The following is a 300-nucleotide window of genomic DNA, read 5'->3' on the forward strand; positions in this document are numbered from 1 at the left end:
CGGGTGGGGGAGTTCGACGTGGACCTGGTGCGGGAGTTCTTCCAGGGCTTCGTCAACCACGCCCTGGTGACCCTGCACGTGGACAACCTCTCGGGCAGCAACGCCCACCACCAGGCGGAGACCGTGTTCAAGGCTTTCGGGCGGGCGCTGCGCATGGCGGTGGAACGGGACCCGCGCCAGGGGGATGCGCTGCCCTCCACCAAGGGGGCCCTGTGAGCGCAGGATGCATCGCCGTCGTCGACTACGGGATGGGCAACCTGCGCTCGGTGGCCAAGGCCCTAGAGCACGTGGCCCCCGGCG

General features: G+C 70.0%; 2 pseudogenes. Both read left to right on the forward strand.

Annotated elements, in window-relative coordinates:
- A pseudogene (locus ACTFO6_RS18430) lies at positions 1 to 216 on the forward strand (imidazoleglycerol-phosphate dehydratase); the annotation flags it as partial.
- A pseudogene (gene hisH, locus ACTFO6_RS18435) lies at positions 213 to 300 on the forward strand (imidazole glycerol phosphate synthase subunit HisH); the annotation flags it as partial. The pseudogenes ACTFO6_RS18430 and hisH, both read left to right, overlap by 4 nt.

It is taken from the genome of Pelomicrobium sp. G1 (genome assembly GCF_051905455.1).
Taxonomy (GTDB): Bacteria; Pseudomonadota; Gammaproteobacteria; order Burkholderiales; family UBA6910; genus Pelomicrobium.